Below are 13,906 nucleotides of genomic sequence, written 5' to 3' on the forward strand. Positions count from 1 at the left end.
GCGGCCGGGATCAGGCGCGGATGTCGACGCGGCCGGGGCCGAGGGTCACGGTATAGGCTGCGGTGTCGGCTGTCTCGTCCTCGCCGTCGCCGCCGAAGCCGCGCCCGCGCCGGCCGAAGCCGCCGCCCTGGCGCTCATCGCCCTGCGACGGGGCTCCGTCGCCGCGCAGGCTGAAGGAGAGGCTGCCGGAGTCGGCCTTCAGCCCGGCGTCCTGCAGGGCACGCTCCAGCCCGCGGCTGTCGCGCTGCAGAAGCTCCAGCGTCTGGGCCTTCTCCACCGCGACCATCGCGCTGACGCGGCCATCGGCGCCGATGTCCAGCTTGATGTCGATCCGGCCGAGCTCGGCGGGGTTCAGGTTGATGGTGAAGCGGTCCACGTCGTCCGCGACGTTCTTGCGGATATGGACGGCGATCTGGTCGGGTACGCCGGCCGGCATGCCGGCGGAGCCGCGCGACGGGCGCAGCGTCGCCGCCGCCGGGGAATCCAGCGGAACCGCGCCGCGCTGGCCTTCCATCGCCGCGACCAGCGGGTGTGCGCCCGGCCGGTGTTCGGCGGCGGCGGTCCCGCCGGCGTCCTGGCCCGCGGCCAGCGCCGCCGTGCCATCGACGGCCGCCGCGGAGTCGGTGGCGCCGGCGGAGGCGGCCGACCCGGCGGCCGGCGGTTGAGCCGCGGCCTGAAGGCCGGACTGCGCGGCGGCCTGGGCGGTTGCCTGGGCGGTTGCCTGGGGGGCCGTCTGACCGGCGGTCTGGCCCTGCGGCTGCTCGCCACCCCTGCCCGAGTCGGCGCCGGAGTGATGGCCGGTGCGCCCGTCCGCCGGCTTGCCCTTCACGCCGGCGAGCAGATCGGCGAAGCCGGCGGCCGCCTTCGCGGCATCCTCGTCGGCCGCTTCGGCGTCGTCGGCGGTCTTCGCCCCGGCAGCCGCCGCATCGGCCGGCTTGGCATCGGCCGCCGCGGCATCCGCCGCCTTGGCGTCGGCAGCGGCGTGCGCCCCGGCCGCGTCGCCGGCCGCAGCCGTGGCGGCGCCGGCCATGGTCCCGGCGGTGGCGGCAGCCGCCTGCTGGGCGGCCAGGACCGCGGCGGCGTCCGCACCGGCGGGCGCCGCCCCGGTGCCCGGAGCGGTCGCGGCCGGCGCAACGCCGCCAACCGGGCCGGCTGCGTCACCGGCAGTCCCGGCGGTGGCCGGCGCCGCCTGCGCCGCAGCCGCAGCCGCGGCGGCAGCGAGGGCGGCTTCGGCGGCTTCGGGGCCGGCGGCCTGTGTCGTTTCGGCGGCCGGGGGCTGGAGCGGGTCGCGCGTCGCCGGCTCGACGGGCTGCGGTTCGGTGTCGGGCGAGGCCTGGACCATCGCCCGAAGGGCCGCATCGGCGCCATCGGTCCACCCGCCGTTCTCCGTGGCGGCGCTCTCCGCGGCGGCGTCCTCCGCCGCGTCCTTTCCGGCCTCATCCTCCGCCAGTGCCAGCAGGCCGTCGTCGGCCGGCAGGTCGGCTGCGGGCATCGCCCCGATGGCCTGCCCGGCGGCTTCGCCGGTCGTCGCGGTTCCGCCCGCGGGGCCGGCGGCGACCCGGCCGGCCTTCGCCGCCTTGCCGGCATCATGGTTTGCGGGGTGCGGGTCGGCCGGGCCGGGCGCCGCCGCATCCTTGCGGTCGCCGTCCCTCGGATGATCGGCCCGGGGCGGCGCGGTTTCGTCGGACCGGGCGGCGCGCCCGTCCGCGGCGGCATCGCCCCTGGCGGTCCGGACCTCCCCGGCCGACTTGCCCTGCGCCAGCCTGTCCCGGGACAGCCGATCCTCGGCGGCCTTCCCGTCGCGGGCCTCGCGGGCGCTGCGGGCTTCGGCCGCGGCCCTGCCGTCCTGCTCCGTCCTGCGGGCGGCGTCGGCGCGGCCGGAGGCCTCGGACTGCCGGACCGGGCCGGTCGAGGACTGCTGCGCCACCGGCTCGGGCCGCGGGCGGGGCTTGACCGGCGCGCGCTCGGCCGCGGACTGCTCGGCCAGCTGCGCCTTGCGCTCGGCCGCGGTCTTCGCCTCCTCGCGGCGGCGCTCGGCGGCGTCCGCCAGCATGCGGTTCATCATCTTGGCGAACATGTCGTCCCGGACGCCGGTCCCCTGGGTCTGGGACTGCGCGTCGAAGATCGTGGACGCAGCGGCGTTCGACTGGATTTCCATGGGACGGTCCCTCAAGGATGCAAGGCGCACCGTGGTCAAAGCAACTTCCGGGCCAATCGCCGCGGCAGGCTGGGGACCGTTCCGGGGCGGCGATCGCCCGGAATGTCCCGGCCGGCCGGCAGTTCCGTCCGGCGGGCGGCAAAAATCCGCCGGGTTTCCGCGGCCGTTCTTGCCGCCTGCCGCGGCGGCGGGGGGCCGGTCGAACGCGGCGGGCCGCTCAAAAAAAGAAGGGCCGCCCGGTGGGACGGCCCCTCCCGAAGACGGGACAGGTCGGATGGAGGCAATGGGGCGGGCGGACCCGCCGACAGGATGCGTCCTAGAGGCGCGTGTTCAGCGTCGCGGAGGTCTGCGGTCCATGGGTGGGCGGGGCGTAGGCGCGGCCGGCGGCACCGGCCGGGCCGTAGGCGGTCTTCGGAATCTGGCGCGCCCGGTTGATGGCGCCGACCACCGTATCCACCACCAGCTTCTGCGCCTCGCCGCCGACGCGCAGCGCTTCGGCATTCTCCTCGGTTGCGGCGCGCAGCGTGGTGGAGGCGTCCTTCAGCGCGCCCTTGATCTCCGCCGGCAGGTTGGCCAGCCCCTCGCGGTCGACGCGCAGAAGGCGGGACACCTCCTCGTAGACCAGCGACATCGGCTGCTTCTCGCGGGCGTACTGGGCCAGCTCGGCCGTCGGCCGGCGGTTGCGCACCGCCTCGGTCTCGCGGCGGAGCAGGGCGGTCATGCGGCCCATCAGGTCGATGAGCGCGCAGGCGCGTTCCTGCGCGGTCTTCGGGACGCTGGCGGGCGCCGGCCTGGCGGGCTGCGGGAAGCGGACGTCGACCTTATCCATGGCTGGCCTCCTGGGCGCGCAGAAGTTCGTTGTAGACCTGGCTGGCGATGCCGAGCCCGCCGCGCCGGCCGATCTGCCGGGCGAACTGCTCGTTCAGCATCGGGCGGAACATCTCCTCGCCCTTGCCGCCGCCGAAGGTCTCGTCCACTCCGAGGCCGTCGAACATGTGTCCCAGCATCTGGGTCATGAAGACGTTCTCGAAATCGTCGGCGGCCTTGTGGAGCTGGGCACGTTTTGCCGGATCGATCCTGCTCTCCAGCACGTCGGTGCGGGGCAGGATGCGGGCGGTGCCGCCATCCGCGAGGGGCCGTTCGCCCAGCCGTTCGACCTGCGCCGGCAGGCGGGGGGCGGGGGAGGCTGGAAGGGTGGGCGTCAGGTCCATCAGATCACCTCGATCTCGGCTTGCAGGGCGCCGGCGGCCTTGATCGATTGCAGGATCGAGATCATGTCGCGCGGGCCCACCCCCAGCGCATTCAAGGACTGTACCAACTCCTGCAGGGTCACCCCGGCATTCATCACGGCGAGGCGGTTGTTGGACTGGTCGTCGACCTGGATGTCGGTGCGCGGCACCACGGCGGTCTGGCCCTGGCTGAAGGGGCCGGGCTGGCTGACCTGCGGCGTCTCGGTGACGCGGATCGTCAGGTTGCCCTGGGCGATGGCGACGGTGGAGATGCGGACATTCTCGCCCATCACGATGACGCCGGACTTCTCGTCCACGACGACGCGGGCCACCTGGTCGGGGGTGATGCGGAGCTGCTCGATCTCGGTCATCAGCCCGACGACGTCGCCGCGGCGCGAGGCCGGGACGTTCAGCAGGACCGAGGACGGGTCGGTCGCCTGGGCCATGTTGCCGCGAAGCTGCATGTTGATGGCCGTCGCCACCCGCTGGGCCGTGGTGAAATCCGGATTGCGCAGGGACAGCCGCACCACCGGCAGCTCGGCCAGCGAGAACTGGATCTCGCGCTCGACGATGGCGCCCGAGGCGATGCGGCCGGAGGTCGGCACGCCGCGCGTCACGCTGGCCCCCTGGCCCTGGGCCGAGAAGCCCGACACGGCGATCGGCCCCTGCGCCACCGCGTACACCTCGCCGTCGGCGCCGATCAGCGGGGTGACGAGGAGCGTGCCGCCCAGCAGGCTCTTGCTGTCGCCCATCGCCGAGACCGTGGCATCGATCCGCGTGCCCTGGGCGGCATAGGCCGGCAGGGTGGCGGTCACCATGACGGCGGCGACGTTCTTGGTCCGCAGGTTGGTGCCGCGGGTGTTGACGCCCATCCGTTCCAGCATGCCGGTCAGGCTCTGCTCGGTGAAGGGGGCGTTGTTCAGGCTGTCGCCGGTGCCGTTGAGGCCGACGACGAGGCCGTAGCCGATCAGCATGTTGTCGCGCACGCCTTCGACATCGACCACGTCCTTGATCCGGGCGGACGCGGCGACCGCCGGGGCGGGCATGGCGAACGCCGCCAGCACCGCGGACAGCGCCATGGCCAGCCCGAGCAGGGCGGCGGCGCGGCGGAACCGGCGGAGGAGGGGGCGGGGCTGGCAGGCGGTGGGCATCATGGTGAACTCTCCACAACGGGCACCGTCTTCCATACAAATGCCGTGCCAGTCCGGCGAAAGCGGTGCAACGCGGGTGGACCGGCGAGTTGTCCCGATATTCGCCCGGCAAATGTCCAATCGCGGCCACAGCGCAACGGCAATTTTTGCCCGATTGCGGCAAAGCTTGACCGGATGTTAATCTTGTTCCATCTAAGGTGAGAGCCTTACCGCAGACGGTTGCACGGAACATGAAAGTCGAAGGCCCCGGAAATCTTCGCGGCAGCACCTCGGTCCGCCGTACCGGCAAGGCCGAAAGCACGTCCGGAGCATCCTTCTCCAAGCAGCTCGTGAGCGAGTCCAACACCGCTCACGGCGTCAGCGCGTCGGCTTCGCTTGCCGGCGTCGCCGGGGTTCTCGCCCTGCAGGAGGTCGATGCGACCGACGACGCCACCGCCCGTGCGTCGCGCGGAAAGATGCGGGCGGAGGAGATGCTCGACCGGCTGGAGGAACTCCAGCACGGGCTGCTCTCCGGCACCCTGTCGGCGCAGAAGCTGATGGACCTCGCCAAGGTCGTCCACTCGCGCCGCGTCCAGGTCGACGACCCGCATCTGGCGGCGATCCTCGACGAGATCGACCTGCGGCCCAGGTGGAACTGGCGAAGCTGACGCCGTAATCCGTTTTTTTACTACCCGATCCTTTGGTCGCGCCACCCGGCACCTTGTGCCGGCACTTTCTCGCGGGCGTGGTGCCGGTGGTGTAAATCGCCGATACTCCAATGGTTTGGCCGTCGGTTGCCGGGGCCAACCATAGGGTTGCGGATGGACGCCGCCATACCTATACTCCGCGCCGCCCGGATCACCCCTTTTCGTGCTGGATGCTTTCGGATGTCGCTGCCGCTTCTGCCCCCGAATTACGCGCCGTCTGAAGACGAGCCGTTCATGAATCCCACCATGCGGGAGTATTTCCGCCAGAAGCTGCTGCGCTGGCGGGCCGAACTGCTGGCTGAATCGACGGAGACGTTGAACAGCCTTCAGGAAGGCGGGATCCAGGAACCCGACATCGCGGACCGCGCCTCGGCGGAAACCGATCGGGCGCTGGAACTGCGCACCCGCGACCGCGAGCGCAAGCTGATCGCCAAGATCGACGCTGCGCTGGAGCGGATCCTGGACGGCAGCTACGGCTATTGCGAGGAGACCGGCGAGCCGATCTCCGTCCGCCGCCTGGACGCCCGCCCCATCGCGACGCTGAGCCTGGAGGCCCAGGAGCGGCACGAGCGGATGGAGCGCACTCAGCGCGACGACTGACGGTCCGGCCACCCCGCCGGTTGCGTCCGCCGGACCGGCGGGCGCGATCCGCGGACGTGCCCGCGCCGCCGCGGACCTCGGTCCCGACCCCACCGGCCCGGCAGCGGGCGGTGGGGTTTGTTTTTTTTGAGCCGATGCGATCACCAGGGCCGGCCGGGACTGCCGGTCCGCGGACGGAGGATTTGATGAGCGACGATCCCGACTGCCTCGGCATGTGCGCCATCGACGGCGAGGTCTGCACCGGCTGCGGCCGGACGCTGGACCAGATCAACGCCGCGCGGGACGAGGGCGGCGTCGACGAGGAGCCCGCGGCCTAGGCAGGTCTCTCCAGATCGGACCACACATGGCCCGGCCTGGAGAAACCTGCAAACCCGGAGATTCGCAGGTTTCCCGAGCCCGCCTCCCGAGCCCGCCTCCCGAGCCCGCCTCCCGAGCCCGCCCATGTGTGGGCGGGTTCGGAAAACCCGCTTGGCGGCAGGAAGCGGCGCGGCAATCTCCGCCGCCCGGCAAAAAGCTCCACCCCGGCGACGCGCGGCGGCCGGACGGAAGCCTGCGCTCCCGCCCGGTCCGCCGGTCCCGCCGGTCCTGCCGTCGGCCCGGGGCCGCCCGTCCTCAGAAGGGCATGATGATGTCGAAGAGCTGCTGGCCGTAGCGCGGCTGCTGCACGTCGGTGATCTGGCCGCGGCCGCCGTAGGAGATGCGCGCCTCGGCGATCTTCTCGTAGCTGATGGTGTTCTGCGCCGTGATGTCCTCCGGCCGGATGACGCCGGTGATGATCAGGTCGCGCACCTCGTAGTTCACCCGGACCTCCTGGCGGCCCTGGATGACCATGTTGCCGTTGGGCAGCGTCTGGGTGACGAGCGCCGCCACCTTCAGCTCGATCTGCTCCTTGCGGTCGACCGAGCCCTTGCCGTCGTTGGAGGTGTTGCTCGACAGGTCGACGAGGCTGGTGGCGCTGGCGCCGTTGGGCAGCACGCGGGCCAGCGTGTCGGCTTCGATGCCCAGAAGGTGCGGCATGCCCGCCTTGTCGGAGTTGGCGCGCGACCGCTTGCTTTCGTTCGCCAGCTTGGCCTGGTCGTCGATCTTGATGTTCACGGTCAGCAGGTCGCCGACCTTGGCGGCCCGCTGGTCCTTGAAGAAGGCTTTGGCCCCGGTCCGCCACAGGGAATTCGGGTTGCGCTCGACCGGCAGCGGGGTCGGCATCGGCAGGCTGACCGGCTGGTAGCCGGGAGCGGCGTGCGGATCCTGGATCTGCGAGAGTTCCGGCGCCTTGCCGATCTCAGAGATGCGCTGGGCCGCGTTGCAGGCGGGCAGCGAGGCGGCGACGGCAGCGAGCAGCGCGAAGCGGAAGGCGGTGCGGCCGAGGGAGGCGGTCGAGGTGCGGACCATGGGAGCTTTCTCCTTACTTCGCGGTCAGGCCGGGCTTTGCCACGGCGACGAGGTTGCTGCCGGTCACCGTCGCTTCGACGATGCGGTTGGATTGGGTGTTGACGACGCGGATGACGTCGCCCTTGCCGCCGTCCTGCAGGGCCTTGCCCTGGGCGGTCAGCGTCAGGTTCTCGGTGGTGAGGGTGATGGTCACCAGCGCCCCGCGGTCCACCATCCGCGGCGACTGCAGGTCGCGCAGCCGGACGGGCTGGTTCAGGGCGAAGCCGCGCTTGGGCGTCATGCCGATAAGCTGCGCGTCGGTCGCGGCGATGTCGCTGCCGGTCTGGTCGGCGCGGACATTCTGCCAGTCGACGTCGGCGGCGGTGATGACGTCGCCGGGGGCGACGCGGCGGGCCAGCACCGGCACCTGCACCACGCCATAGGCGCGGCCGGACACCGGCAGGCGAACCAGCGGCCGCGTGTCGGTCACGATCACCTCGGCGGCGAAGCGGCCCTGCACCGGGCTGTAATAGAGGTTCTCCACCTTCAGCGTGCCGGCCCCCTGCGGGGCGCGCAGCTCCAGGGCGCGGCTGTCCAGCTCGAGCTGCATGCGGCCGACCGGGATGTACTGCGCCAGCGCGTCGGTCAGCACCGCCTCGACATGCGGCGCGCCGTAGACCACGGCCGGCGGCTCCACCGCGGCGACGCCGCCGGCGGAGGCGGTGAGGAGGGCGGTGCCGAGGGCGAGAATGGCGAGGGTGCGGGTCATGGCGGCGTGTCCTCAAGCGGCGGCGGTCGGGGCGGCGTCAGCGGAGCTGGCTGGCCTGCTGCATCATCTCGTCGGTGGTCTTGATGATCTTGGAGTTCATCTCGTAGGCGCGCTGGGCGGTGATCAGCGTCGTGATCTCCTGCACCACGTTGACGTTGGAGGTCTCCAGCGCCCCCTGCACGACGCGGCCGAAGCCCGGGGTGCCCGGGGCGCCCGTCACCACCTGGCCCGACGCCGGGGTCTCCAGGAACAGGTTGTCGCCGATCGCTTCGAGGCCGGCGGCGTTGGCGAAGGTGGCGAGCTGGAGCTGGCCGACATTCTGGGTCGCGACCTGGCCGTCCAGCTTCACCAGCACCTCGCCCGAGGCGTTGACGGCGACGTCCACCGCGTTGCTGGGAATGGTGATGTTCGGCTGCACCGGGTAGCCGTCGGCGGTGACCATGATGCCTTCCGGCGACAGCTTGAAGTTGCCGGCGCGGGTGAAGGCGGTGTCGCCGCTCGGCAGCGTGATCTGGAAATAGCCGGAACCGTTGATCGCCAGGTCGAACTTGTTGTCGGTGACGTTCAGGTTGCCCTGCTCCAGCACGCGGGCCACCGCGGCGACGCGCACGCCGGCCCCCACCTGCACGCCGGTCGGCACCACGGTGCCGGCGTCCGACGAGGTCGAGCCGATGCGGCGGAAATTCTGGTAGAGCAGGTCCTGGAACTCGGCCCGCTGCTTCTTGAAGCCCGTGGTGGTGGCGTTGGCGATGTTGTTGGAGATCGTCTCGACGTTGAGCTGCTGGGCGATCATCCCGGTGGCGCCGATGGCGAGGCTGCGCATGGTTCCTACTCCTCTCGTCTCGTCTTCGGGCGGCTCAGACCGAACGGCCCAATCGCTGGATCATGGTGCGGATGCGCTCGTGCTCGCTGTCGACGAGCCGCTGTGCCGAGGCGTACTGGCGCTGGATTTCGATCATCTGCGTCATCTCCACCACCGGCTTCACGTTGGATTGCTCAAGCAAGCCCTGTGCCACTTTTGTGTCGGCCGGGGCCGGCTGCGGCTCCTCGTCGGTGACGTAGAGGCCGGCCCCCACCTCGGTCATGAACTGCTCGTTCTTGAAGGTGGCGATGTTCAGCTTGCCGACCTGCCCCAGCTCGGTCGACACCGTGCCGTCGCCCGACACCTTGATGTCCGTGGTGTTGGGCGGGATGGTCAGGGGCTGGCCGTTGTCGCCGAGGACCGGCAGGCCGCCGCCGTCGACGATCTGGCGCTGGTCGTTCAGGCGGAAGTTGCCGGCCCGGGTGTAGCGGGGGCCGTTGGCGGTATCGACGGTGAAATAGCCCTGGCCGGTCAGCGCCAGATCCAGCGGATTGCCGGTCTGGGTCATCGGGCCGGTCTGCAGGTCCCGCACCACCGCGCGGTCCTGGACGAAGCTGACCTTCTCGTGCAGGCCCGGCTTCTCCAGGAACTCGGTGAACAGCATGCGCTGGTTCTTGTAGCCGGCGGTGTTCATGTTCGCGATGTTGTTCGACACGACGTCGAGCTGGCGTTGCACCGCCATCTGGCGCGACAGGGCGACGTAGATCGAGTTTTCCATCGGACGGCCTCTTCACTCGCGATGCCGCCGGACCCATCCGGCTGACGCACAGTCCTTTGCAGCCGCCGTGCCAAGTCAGGCGGGACAAGGGGGCGAGGCATTTTTCAGGCAAGCCGGGGGCGGTCCCGGCCGGCGGTCGGCGGGTGGGAACGGCCCGGGGCAGGGGATGCCGGGCAAATCCTGCCGGCCCGACGGCGAGAGTTGCCGGCCGGCGTCGGGCAAAACCCTCCCGTTCCCGCGCCACCAGGGGGTGGGCGGGCCGGGCGCAGGGTCGGCGGAGGCAGACGGGGCCACGGCCTCCCGTTCCGGCCGGCCGGAGGGGCGGGCAGGGGGTGCGGACGACCGGGAGCCGCCTGGACGGACTCCTCCGCCACGGACCACATCAAAAATCGTGCCGGACGTCGCCAAACCCGCTTGGTCACACCTCCCGGATCACCCCGGAAAGGAGTTGTTAACTATCCGAAAGATAGGGTGTTGCGTGCTGGTAAGCCCATTTCCGTCACCGACCGCTGCCGGGATTCCATGACCGCGAACGCCGAAGATGCCGGCGAACTTTCGACCGAGGGCCTGCCGCGCAAGAAGTTCAGCGGCAAGAAACTGGTCCTGTTCGTCATCCTGCCGCTGGTGCTGCTGATCGGCGCCGGAGCGGGGATTTATTTCTCGGGCCTGCTGGACAGCCTTCTCGGCAAGAAGGAAGAGGCCGCCGCGGCCGAACACCCGCCGGAGCCGGCGCAGCCCGACCCGCATGCCGCCCCGATCTTCTACGATCTGCCGGACATGCTGGTGAACCTGAACAGCTCCGGCAAGCGCCCCGCCTTCCTGAAGATCAAGATCTCGATCCAGGTGTCCAAGCCGGAGGACATCCCGGGCATCGAGCATGTGCTGCCGCGCATCATCGACAACTTCCAGGTGTACCTGCGCGAACTGCGGCTGGAGGACCTGAAGGGGTCGGCCGGCATGTACCGGCTGAGGCAGGAGCTGCTGCTGCGGATCACCGCGGCGGCGCACCCGGTCAAGGTCAAGGACGTGCTGTTCAAGGAAATGCTGGTCCAGTAGGGCGAGAGGCGGGCGGCAGATGAGCAACACCGAGGAACTGAGCGAAGAGGAACGGCTCGCCGCGGAATGGGCGGCGCTGGCCGAGGACAGCGGCGACGTCGGCGACATGGGCGGCGGCGGCGGCTCCACCCGCGTGCTGAACCAGGACGAGATCGACAGCCTGCTTGGCTTCGACCAGAGCGGGGCCGGCGACGGCGACAACTCCGGCATCATGGCGCTGGTCAACTCGGCGCTGGTCAACTACGAACGCCTGCCCATGCTGGAGGTGGTCTTCGACCGCCTCGTCCGCATGATGTCCACCAGCCTTCGCAACTTCACCTCCGACAACGTCGAGGTCAGCCTCGACCAGATCTCGTCGGTGCGGTTCGGCGACTACCTGAACTCCATCCCGCTGCCGGCGATGCTCTCCGTCTTCAAGGCGGAGGAGTGGGACAACTACGGCCTGATGGTGGTGGACTCCGCGCTGATCTACTCCATCGTGGACGTGCTGCTGGGCGGCCGCCGCGGCACCGCGGCGATGCGCATCGAAGGCCGGCCCTACACGACCATCGAGCGCAACCTGGTGGAGCGGATGGTCCATGTCGTGCTGTCCGACCTGTCCGCCGCCTTCGATCCGCTGTCGCCGGTGACCTTCCGCTTCGACCGGCTGGAGACCAACCCGCGCTTCGCCACCATCGCGCGCCCCGCCAACGCCGCCGTGCTGGTCAAGCTGCGCATCGACATGGAGGATCGCGGCGGCCGGCTGGAGCTGATGATCCCCTATGCGACGCTGGAGCCGGTGCGCGAGCTTCTGCTCCAGATGTTCATGGGCGAGAAGTTCGGCCGCGACTCCATCTGGGAAACCCACCTGGCGTCCGAGCTGCTGGTGACCGACGTCGACCTCTCCGCCGTGCTGGACGAGGTCACGATGACCCTGCACGACGTGCTGAACTGGCGCGTCGGCACCCGGATCCTGCTGAACGCCACGCCGGACGGCGCGATCGAGCTGCGCTGCGGCGACGTCTCGATGTTCCAGGGGCGCATGGGCCGCAAGGGCGGCCACATCGCCGTGCGGCTCGAACGCGAGCTGCCCAAACAGGAGGTCATGCGTCTGTGAGCCCCGTGATCTCCCTGATCCTGGACGTCGTCATCGTCGGCCTGCTGGCCGCGACGATCGCCTACGCGATCATCCTCAACAAGCAGATCGTCCATCTGCGCGAAAGCCGCGGCGAGATGGCCGAGCTGATCAAGGGCCTGAACGAGGCCATGTCGAAGGCCGAGACGGGCGTGCGCGGCCTGAAGAAGACCGCGGCCGACACCGGCGAGGAGCTGCAGCGCACCGTCACCAAGGCCCAGGCCCTGCGCGACGAGCTGCAGTTCATGATCGAGGCGGCCGATGCGCTGGCCAACCGGCTGGGCGCGGTCGGCGACGGCGACCGGCTGCGCGCCGCCGCCGCCGCCCGCCCGGCGCCGAAGCCGGCGATCACCGCCCGCCCGGCGCCGCGCCCGATCCCGGTGCCGATCGACGACCATGGCGAGGACGAAGACGCGCCGGCGTCCCTGCCGTCGCCGGCCCGCCGCTCCCCGGCCGCCGACCCGCTGGTGCGGGAGGGCGAGAGCCTGTCGCGGGCCGAGCGTGAACTGCTGCAGGCCATCGAGAACGCCGGGAAGGGCATGGGATGAGCACCCCCTCCAACGACGAGCCCAAGGTGGTGATCCGCGCCGCCGGCGCCACGCCGCACGGCGTCCGCACCTCGGCCGGCGCCGCTCCGGCCCAGGCTTCCGCCGCCCAGGCCGCCGCGAGGTTCGGTCTGCCGGCCACCGCCGCGGCGAAGCCGGCCGCCGGGGCGAAGCCTGCCGCCCGGAAGGCGAAGGGCAAGCAGCGCAAGCCGGCCGCGGCCCGCCAGCCCCTGACGCAGCGGTTGCGGGCGCGGATGCAGGGCATGCGTTTCCGCCTGCTGCCGGTGACGATCTTCGTCGCCGTCCTGATGCTGGGCATCAGGGTCGGCGACCTGTGGCATCTGGTGACGCGGGACGCCCGGTTGCCCGACTTTCCGGTGACCCTGGCCCAGGGGCCGCAGGGCACGCAGAATCCGCCGGCCGGGCCGACGGCGAAGCCCAAGGACGCGCCGCCGCCCAAGGAGGCCGGGAACAAGCCGCCGCCGCCCGCCCAGGGCGGGGCGAGCGCCAACCCCGCCGCCCCCGTCACCGCCGCCGTTCCGGAGCCGCTGGGGCCGATCAGCAACGAGGAGCTGCTGCAGCACTTCGCCGAGCGTCGCGCCGAGATCGAGCGGCGCACCAAGGAGCTGGAGCAGCGCGAGGCCCTGCTGGCCGCCGCCGAGAAGCGCATCGACCAGAAGGTGGCGGAGATGGAGAAGACCCGCGCCGACATCCAGAAGATGATGCGGCAGGGCGACGAGAAGCAGGCGGCGCAGCTCGAGAGCCTCGTGAAGATCTACGAGACGATGAAGCCGAAGGAGGCCGCGCGCATCTTCGAGGAGATGGAGATGACGGTCCTGCTGGACGTCATCCAGCGCATGAAGGAAACCAAGACGGCGCCGATCCTCGCCGCCATGGATCCGGCCAAGGCGACCGCCGTCACCACCGCCCTGATCGAGCGCCGGGGCGTGCCGTCCGGCAAGTAGAAGGCGGCGGATAGAAGGGGGCGAATAGGGGCCGGAAAGTGCGGGTCGGCCGATCGGGGCCAATGGACGAAGGCGGCGCCATGCGGGGAGCGTGGCGCCGCCTTTTTCCGTCCGGGGGAGGGGAGAGACCGCTCAGGCCGCCAGCCGTTGCAGGCGCCGGTCGAGGTCGTCGATGCACTCCATCAGGTCGGTGATGGCCTGATCCGCCTGGGCGCGCGCGGTCGGCCAGGTGTCGTCGTCGGCAAGCCGCGCCGCTTCGATCCGGGCGGTGGCGCGGTTCCGCTCGCCGCGCAGATTGTCGAGCATGCGCTCCCACCCTTCACGGCCGGCACCGCCGGACCGTTCGACGAAAGACCGAAGCCGGTCCATCCGCTCTGTCGCCTGATCGAGCAGGTCGCGGCATAGCTGATCGAAAGCTTGCCGGGTACGGCAGCTCATAGACACCTCCTTGGTGGATTTTGCGACGGCCGACCCTTGCTTGCACGCTGTCTTCTGTTGCAAGAAAAATGAAATGGACCGGGCGTTCCGTCCCGTTTTAAGGGAAGGTCCCAACCCGGGTCCTGAAGTGGTCTGGCCGTCCTGTGCGTTTCCTCTTCGAGCAGTTTTGTCCGCTCTGGCTTCGTTTGAGCCGTTCTCTTGTTGGGAGACGTTGTGCCTGAATTGGCTGGGCAGGTCAACTGACCCG

16 protein-coding genes are annotated in these 13,906 nt (G+C 70.7%); 7 read left to right on the forward strand and 9 right to left on the reverse strand.

The genetic code is table 11. From position 1 onward, the window contains the following. Positions 1-10 precede the first annotated feature (10 nt). The 4 genes from DEW08_RS11615 to DEW08_RS11630 all read right to left on the reverse strand — a co-directional run bounded on the left by DEW08_RS11615 (position 11) and on the right by DEW08_RS11630 (position 4,541). Entirely contained in the window at positions 11-2,158 is a 2,148-nt protein-coding gene (locus DEW08_RS11615) for a flagellar hook-length control protein FliK (protein WP_109327276.1), read from the reverse strand. Positions 2,159-2,474: 316 nt separating this feature from the next. Beyond that, complete coding sequence (locus DEW08_RS11620; RefSeq protein ID WP_109327278.1) at positions 2,475-2,987, reverse strand: flagellar basal-body protein; 513 nt, start codon at positions 2,985-2,987, stop codon at positions 2,475-2,477. Continuing rightward, entirely contained in the window at positions 2,980-3,369 is a 390-nt protein-coding gene (locus tag DEW08_RS11625) for a rod-binding protein (RefSeq protein WP_109327280.1), read from the reverse strand. Before DEW08_RS11625 ends, DEW08_RS11620 begins: the two co-directional genes overlap by 8 nt. Then, on the reverse strand, positions 3,369-4,541 hold the full coding sequence (locus DEW08_RS11630; RefSeq protein ID WP_109327282.1) for a flagellar basal body P-ring protein FlgI: 1,173 nt from the start codon (positions 4,539-4,541) through the stop codon (positions 3,369-3,371). Before DEW08_RS11630 ends, DEW08_RS11625 begins: the two co-directional genes overlap by 1 nt. 227 nt (positions 4,542-4,768) lie before the next feature. Between DEW08_RS11630 and DEW08_RS11635 the strand changes: the two genes are divergently transcribed. The 3 genes from DEW08_RS11635 (at position 4,769) to DEW08_RS11645 (ending at position 6,141) form a co-directional block, all read left to right on the forward strand. Then, a complete protein-coding gene (locus DEW08_RS11635; protein WP_245986591.1) occupies positions 4,769-5,185 on the forward strand; it encodes a flagellar assembly protein FliX in 417 nt (138 codons plus the stop codon). 219 nt (positions 5,186-5,404) lie between these two features. Then, the gene (dksA, locus tag DEW08_RS11640) at positions 5,405-5,824 is read left to right on the forward strand and encodes an RNA polymerase-binding protein DksA (protein WP_109327284.1); all 420 of its coding nucleotides are present in this window, start codon (positions 5,405-5,407) and stop codon (positions 5,822-5,824) included. A gap of 185 nt (positions 5,825-6,009) precedes the next feature. Further along, positions 6,010-6,141 carry a DUF1289 domain-containing protein gene (locus DEW08_RS11645; protein WP_168220345.1) on the forward strand — a complete coding sequence of 44 codons (132 nt, stop codon included), beginning with the start codon at positions 6,010-6,012 and terminating at the stop codon, positions 6,139-6,141. A gap of 295 nt (positions 6,142-6,436) precedes the next feature. On the opposite strand, the gene flgH is transcribed toward DEW08_RS11645, so the two are convergent. Genes flgH through flgF form a run of 4 tightly spaced genes read right to left on the reverse strand, consistent with a single transcriptional unit; the run spans position 6,437 to position 9,541 of the window. Next, positions 6,437-7,213, reverse strand: coding sequence for a flagellar basal body L-ring protein FlgH (gene flgH, locus DEW08_RS11650; protein WP_109327288.1), 777 nt, complete (start codon positions 7,211-7,213; stop codon positions 6,437-6,439). 13 nt (positions 7,214-7,226) lie between these two features. Next, complete coding sequence (gene flgA / locus DEW08_RS11655) at positions 7,227-7,961, reverse strand: flagellar basal body P-ring formation chaperone FlgA (protein WP_109327290.1); 735 nt, start codon at positions 7,959-7,961, stop codon at positions 7,227-7,229. 37 nt (positions 7,962-7,998) lie between these two features. After that, positions 7,999-8,784 carry a flagellar basal-body rod protein FlgG gene (gene flgG, locus DEW08_RS11660; protein WP_109327292.1) on the reverse strand — a complete coding sequence of 262 codons (786 nt, stop codon included), beginning with the start codon at positions 8,782-8,784 and terminating at the stop codon, positions 7,999-8,001. 34 nt (positions 8,785-8,818) lie between these two features. Beyond that, positions 8,819-9,541: a flagellar basal-body rod protein FlgF gene (gene flgF, locus DEW08_RS11665; protein WP_109327294.1), complete on the reverse strand. Its 723-nt coding sequence runs from the start codon at positions 9,539-9,541 to the stop codon at positions 8,819-8,821. Between the two features lie 522 nt (positions 9,542-10,063). On the opposite strand from flgF, the gene DEW08_RS11670 reads away from it, so the two are divergent. The 4 genes from DEW08_RS11670 to DEW08_RS11685 are packed head-to-tail and all read left to right on the forward strand — an operon-like array spanning position 10,064 to position 13,221. Then, positions 10,064-10,597, forward strand: a complete 534-nt coding sequence (locus DEW08_RS11670; protein ID WP_109327296.1) for a flagellar basal body-associated FliL family protein — start codon at positions 10,064-10,066, stop codon at positions 10,595-10,597. A 19-nt stretch (positions 10,598-10,616) separates the two neighbouring features. Beyond that, a complete protein-coding gene (gene fliM / locus DEW08_RS11675) occupies positions 10,617-11,693 on the forward strand; it encodes a flagellar motor switch protein FliM (RefSeq protein ID WP_109327298.1) in 1,077 nt (358 codons plus the stop codon). Next, complete coding sequence (locus tag DEW08_RS11680; RefSeq protein ID WP_109327300.1) at positions 11,690-12,259, forward strand: DUF6468 domain-containing protein; 570 nt, start codon at positions 11,690-11,692, stop codon at positions 12,257-12,259. The genes fliM and DEW08_RS11680 overlap by 4 nt, the downstream gene beginning before the upstream one ends. Further along, a complete protein-coding gene (locus tag DEW08_RS11685) occupies positions 12,256-13,221 on the forward strand; it encodes a MotE family protein (protein ID WP_109327302.1) in 966 nt (321 codons plus the stop codon). Before DEW08_RS11680 ends, DEW08_RS11685 begins: the two co-directional genes overlap by 4 nt. 132 nt (positions 13,222-13,353) lie before the next feature. On the opposite strand, the gene DEW08_RS31160 is transcribed toward DEW08_RS11685, so the two are convergent. Beyond that, positions 13,354-13,659, reverse strand: coding sequence for a hypothetical protein (locus DEW08_RS31160; RefSeq protein WP_168220346.1), 306 nt, complete (start codon positions 13,657-13,659; stop codon positions 13,354-13,356). Positions 13,660-13,906 lie beyond the last annotated feature (247 nt).

Origin of the sequence: Azospirillum thermophilum (assembly GCF_003130795.1) — a bacterium.
Lineage (GTDB): Bacteria > Pseudomonadota > Alphaproteobacteria > Azospirillales > Azospirillaceae > Azospirillum > Azospirillum thermophilum.

Excerpts from the sequence above, each read along its gene's own strand:
- flgF (WP_109327294.1), bottom strand. The coding sequence starts at position 9,541 with ATGGAAAACTCGATCTACGTCGCCCTGTCGCGCCAGATGGCGGTGCAA.
- DEW08_RS11685 (WP_109327302.1), top strand. The coding sequence starts at position 12,256 with ATGAGCACCCCCTCCAACGACGAGCCCAAGGTGGTGATCCGCGCCGCC.
- DEW08_RS11630 (WP_109327282.1), bottom strand. The coding sequence starts at position 4,541 with ATGATGCCCACCGCCTGCCAGCCCCGCCCCCTCCTCCGCCGGTTCCGC.
- DEW08_RS11625 (WP_109327280.1), bottom strand. The coding sequence starts at position 3,369 with ATGGACCTGACGCCCACCCTTCCAGCCTCCCCCGCCCCCCGCCTGCCG.
- DEW08_RS11670 (WP_109327296.1), top strand. The coding sequence starts at position 10,064 with ATGACCGCGAACGCCGAAGATGCCGGCGAACTTTCGACCGAGGGCCTG.
- DEW08_RS11620 (WP_109327278.1), bottom strand. The coding sequence starts at position 2,987 with ATGGATAAGGTCGACGTCCGCTTCCCGCAGCCCGCCAGGCCGGCGCCC.
- DEW08_RS11635 (WP_245986591.1), top strand. The coding sequence starts at position 4,769 with ATGAAAGTCGAAGGCCCCGGAAATCTTCGCGGCAGCACCTCGGTCCGC.
- flgA (WP_109327290.1), bottom strand. The coding sequence starts at position 7,961 with ATGACCCGCACCCTCGCCATTCTCGCCCTCGGCACCGCCCTCCTCACC.
- dksA (WP_109327284.1), top strand. The coding sequence starts at position 5,405 with ATGTCGCTGCCGCTTCTGCCCCCGAATTACGCGCCGTCTGAAGACGAG.
- DEW08_RS31160 (WP_168220346.1), bottom strand. The coding sequence starts at position 13,659 with ATGAGCTGCCGTACCCGGCAAGCTTTCGATCAGCTATGCCGCGACCTG.
- DEW08_RS11645 (WP_168220345.1), top strand. The coding sequence starts at position 6,010 with ATGAGCGACGATCCCGACTGCCTCGGCATGTGCGCCATCGACGGCGAG.
- DEW08_RS11615 (WP_109327276.1), bottom strand. The coding sequence starts at position 2,158 with ATGGAAATCCAGTCGAACGCCGCTGCGTCCACGATCTTCGACGCGCAG.
- flgH (WP_109327288.1), bottom strand. The coding sequence starts at position 7,213 with ATGGTCCGCACCTCGACCGCCTCCCTCGGCCGCACCGCCTTCCGCTTC.
- flgG (WP_109327292.1), bottom strand. The coding sequence starts at position 8,784 with ATGCGCAGCCTCGCCATCGGCGCCACCGGGATGATCGCCCAGCAGCTC.
- fliM (WP_109327298.1), top strand. The coding sequence starts at position 10,617 with ATGAGCAACACCGAGGAACTGAGCGAAGAGGAACGGCTCGCCGCGGAA.